Annotated in this window: 2 protein-coding genes; one reads left to right on the plus strand and one right to left on the minus strand. The window is 66.7% G+C overall.

From position 1 onward, the window contains the following. Positions 1-3,003: choice-of-anchor D domain-containing protein (locus tag LQV45_RS19940; protein WP_230008501.1), on the minus strand; the 3,003-nt coding region annotated here is incomplete at its 3' end. 270 nt (positions 3,004-3,273) lie between these two features. Here LQV45_RS19940 and LQV45_RS19945 point away from each other — a divergent pair. After that, a partial coding sequence (locus LQV45_RS19945) for a maleylpyruvate isomerase family mycothiol-dependent enzyme (RefSeq protein ID WP_230008502.1) occupies positions 3,274-3,946 on the plus strand: 673 nt, incomplete at its 3' end.

Here is a 3,946-nt window from a genome sequence, read left to right on the forward strand (position 1 = left end):
GCCCAGGGCTCCTGTCTCCGCGCCCAGCGCCGTCCATTTGGCCCGGATCGCACCGAGGACAAAGTGGGCCCCGGCCGTCGGGGTCCAGTAAATCGAGGACCCGCCCGCCCCGGAGAAGTGGTTGTACCTTCCCACTCCGTCCGTCGAGCCCTTCTCGTCGGTCGTCGGGAAGCCGAGCACGCCCGCGGCAGCGCCCGCAGCCTTGTAGCGTTTGTAAACCTCACCACGTACCGAATGTGCCCCGGTCGCCGGGGACCAGCAGATCACACCTTTCACATAGTCCTGGCACTTCCCTCCAGCGACGGGATACTCCAAAGTCAGCGACCGGCCAAGGGACGACCGCGGGTCGCCCGCGCCGATTTTCCACGCGTAGGCGGCGATGGGGTCGTCGGTGCCCTTCCCGGTGAGCATCACCTTCAACGCACCCTGGCCGTCGTCCGCAGTGATCAGGTAGTAGGTTTCCGAAGTTCCCGCCTGCCCGAAGGCCGTCGGCGTGAAAGTTACGCTCTGGAAGGCGGATTCGCCCGCAGGAATCTTCAATCCCTCGGCAATGGGGGTGGTGGTTGAAAAGACCCCCAACGGCGCCTTCGCCTTGGTGATCGTCATGGGTACGTTGCCGGTGTTGGTGATCTGGAAAGCCCTGGTGGCGGAGGTCCCCACGGGGACGTCACCAAAGTCCAGGGTGCGTGGCATCTGCAGGTGCGCCGCGCCCGAGACGGCGGTCGCGGTCACCTTCACGGTTACCGACCCGCGGTCACTGGTGACGACGAGCGTATCGGTCACGGGACTCGTTGACGTGCGACTGAACGTCATGGACACTGCCACCGACGCGAGGGGCTGGATGGTCTGCCCCACCCCCGGCACCGTGGCGGGGTCGACGCGGAGCTGTGCGTTGGCCGGCAGCTTGACCCCGGTGATCTTGGCGACGGTTGTGCCGGTGTTGACGATGTTGACGGTCTGCCGGCTGATCGTTTTTGTCGGGACGTCGGTGAACTGCACCGTGGCCGGAGTCGCGCCCAGGCCCTCCTTCGTGCCGACGCCGTGGACGCCGAGGAGGTCGGTTTCGCCGTCGGCCGTTTTGACCGTCAGGGTGCCGTCCGCCTGGCCTGGAACGGCCGGCGAGAAGGTCACGGGTACCGTCATGCTTGCGCCCTTGGCCAGGTTCCGGGGCAGCGTGAGCGTGGTTCCGATCTTGAACGGTGCACTTGTTGTGATGGAGCTCACCGTTACCGCCCGTGACGCGGTGATCGTCACGTTCCCGGTCACGGTCTTTCCCACCGCGACGTTGCCGAGGTCGGTGTTCTTTGCCCCTACCGCTGATGTTGTCGGGGCGCCGAAACCCAAGACCTGCCCGTCCCGGGTGCCCACGTAAACGCGGCCCTTATCAGTGGCCACCGAGGAGAACTTGGCCCCTATGCCCAGGGGGGCGCTGAAGACTTCCTTGAGGTTCCCGGTGTTGTCCGGTATCGCGCGGTAGGCGCGCAGTTCGGCGCCGGCTCCGGTGCCTCCGCTGACATAGACCACCCAGACCAGGGCGGAGGACCCGTCCTTGCCGGAGGACGTCACCACCGGCGAACCGGAGCTGAACCCGAACGTGCCGGCGGAGGTCCCGACGGCGGCGAGGCTGACCCCGCCCGAAGCGCCTGGGACGATCTTGAAGGCGCGAAGGTACCCGTTGTTTTCGACGACATAGAGGTAGCCACCGTTGCTTGTCCCGAGAAACGCGGGCTTTCCCCACACTCCGCTGTACGGACCGGCTTTGTCCAGGACCGCGTCGGTTCCCCCAGGCCCCTGCGCCATGCCGCCCAGGTTGTCCCGGTCCAGGAGGTACATGTGGCCGTCTTTGCCGATTTGGGCCATCAGGTGCGGGTGCGCTGCGGTGCCATAGCCGTCCGGGATCCCGACGGGAGCGCCGGACCCCAGATCGGCGTCGTTGCGGTTCAGTTTCGCGTTGTCGGCCGGGCTGAAGAAGTCGGTGGCTTTCAGGTTGCCGTCACTGCCGACCCGGAGCCGGACCACAGCCTCCGCCAAGGTGGTGGGCGGCTTCGATCCCGGGCCAGGATTGGGTGAAATGCCGTTTCCCGTGGTGAACAGGATTTGACCGGGACCATCGGACACGAGTCCGCCGCCGGATTGCCAGATCCCACCCTCCGCATTGGCGTTGCCGGATTCGGTCGCCCACATTGTGGTCTGCCGGCCCGCCGTAGATACGCCGACGACGTAGCCGACGAAGGGCGTGTAGTCGCAGTGGCTGGCAAATCCCGCATACACGACCCCGTTCATGAGCAGCAGCCCGGGGCGCTGCATCGCGGTCATGGCATTGAACGGGCGGCTGGGGTCGTTCGTCGGCGCACCATCGATGACGACGGGGAAGCCGGGCTTCTCCACCCCGGTGGCCACATCGAGGGAATGCATGTACCAGTGTGGGAGCTGGGCCGTCGCCCCGTCGTTGGTCTTCGACAGCAGGAAGACACTCTTCGTAGCCGGGTCGTAAACGGGAGTGGACGTGATTCCGATGTTGGGCGTGAGGTCACTGCAGCGCACCGTCGACGCCGGCCACGACGGTCCGAGTTTGCGCGACCACTTGGCCGCGCCCGTCGCGCTGTCCAGACCGTAGACGGCATTGTTTTCCGTCGCGGCAATCACGGTCGTGCCAACCACGAGCGGCTGGGCGTAGACCTGCCCGTCCACTTTTGCGGAGAACAGTTTGCCGAAATTTGAGGATGCGACAGCCGACGGCGAGAGTCCGGCCTCGTCCTGGTCCCATCCGGTCCGCAACGAATCGTGGGCGATGGTCCCCACGTCCGCGACGGCGGTCCCTCCGACGGACAGCCCGGCGAAAGCGAGCGTTGCCGTCAGCAGGGACGCCCACGCGCCCCGGGACCACCCGCGTCGTCGGGGCTCGGTGGCGTGGATCCCGGCCGCCTGCTGCCGCCGGAGATGCGGTGCCCCACCCGTATGTCCACCGCGCAGTCGGCCTTTTTGGAATTGGCCGGACGACACCCAAGATTCTGTTTGATCATGCATGGCTGAGACCCGTTTCTGACCACTACATTGACTTTATTAACCCAGTACTTTGGAGCCTAGAAGCGGGGGGTGTTGAGCGCGCGAGTGGAGGCTACTCGACTTTTCGGCGGCGATTCCCGTTTTCTTCCGAGTGCTACTTGCACCGTCCGCGGGCGCGCCCGAGTGCCTACTTGCCGGGCGCGCGGAATCGCCCCGGCACTCCGGCCCGGGCCGCGGACTGCCCCGGCGTCGCGTTAGGCTCCTCCCATGTCGCCCGATCAATTCCTGGCCGAACTGGCCAACTCCCTGGACCACCTCGGCACGCTCGCCCGGCAGCCGCGGGACACTCTTGCCGGCGCCGTTCCGGCGTGCCCCGCCTGGACGCTCGAGCAGCTCTTCGGGCATCTCGGCTCAATCGAGAGGTGGGCAGCCGGGGTGGTCCGGACGGGCACCTTTGTCCAGGAACCTGCACCGCCGGCCGAGGGCGCCGCGGCCTGGTTTCTCGCGGGCACCGCACCCTTCCTCGAGACGATGACGGGCCTTGATCCGGAGAGCGAATGCTGGACCTTTGGCCCGCCTCCGCGCACCGCCCGGTTCTGGCTTCGGCGGCAGGCCCACGAACATGCCATCCACCTGGTCGACGCCTGCCAGGCGCTTGGCCTGGAGATGCCCGCGCTGGCGGACAATTTCATGCTCGACGGTGTCGATGAGGTCCTGGCGATGTTCGCGCCGCGGCAGCTGCGACTGGACCGGATGCCGCCTCCGGACAAAGCTGTGACCTTCCGGGTGCCAGGGGCCGCCAGCTGGACACTGGGACCTGGTGCCGCCGTGGCCTTGATTTCCGCCCCGTTGCCGGTGATGTATCTGGGTCTTTGGGGTCGATCCAACCTGGCAGAGAACGCCGTCATTGAAGGTGACGCCGCCGCGGCCCTGCGTGTGC

Source organism: Microbacterium sp. Bi128 (genome assembly GCF_918698205.1).